This is a genomic window from Xanthobacter autotrophicus, assembly GCF_030015065.1.
In the GTDB taxonomy this organism is placed as follows: Bacteria; Pseudomonadota; Alphaproteobacteria; order Rhizobiales; family Xanthobacteraceae; genus Xanthobacter; species Xanthobacter autotrophicus_D.
Genome location: NZ_JAIVFN010000480.1, coordinates 1 through 420, shown reverse-complemented (window position 1 = coordinate 420; position 420 = coordinate 1). Strand labels below are relative to the sequence as shown.

1 protein-coding gene is annotated in these 420 nt (G+C 70.0%); it reads right to left on the bottom strand.

Annotation, left to right across the window (positions count from 1 at the left end; translation table 11 throughout):
* Positions 1-420, bottom strand: a 420-nt coding sequence (locus K9U40_RS24130; RefSeq protein ID WP_282892574.1) for a tripartite tricarboxylate transporter substrate-binding protein, incomplete at both ends; no start/stop codon positions are given.

Genomic DNA, 420 nt, shown 5'->3' with positions numbered 1-420 from the left:
ATCTCCGTGAGCCTCCAGTAGGTCTGCGCGAGCGGCACCGCGGCCTGCTCGGTGGCCGCGCCGCGCGGCAGGGGCTGCAGCGGCACGTCGACGTGGCGGTAGGCCGGGTCGCGCTGCAGCGGATGCGTGCCTTCGCTCGCCATCCAGGCGATGCCGTTCACCGACACCATGGCGCGGACCACGTACTTGCCGTCGGGCGCGACCAGCGCGGTGCGGTAGGGAATGTGCAGCGCATAGATGCCGGCGCGCTGCTTGAACATCTCGCCGGCCAGGTGGCCCGCGCTGCCGTTGCCGCCGCTGCCGTAGTTCAGCTTCGCGGGATTCGCCTTGGCATAGGCGATGAGGTCGGCCAGCGTGTGGATCTTCAGCTGCTCGGCCTTGGCCGCGTTCATCACCAGCACGTTGGGCACGCGCACCATC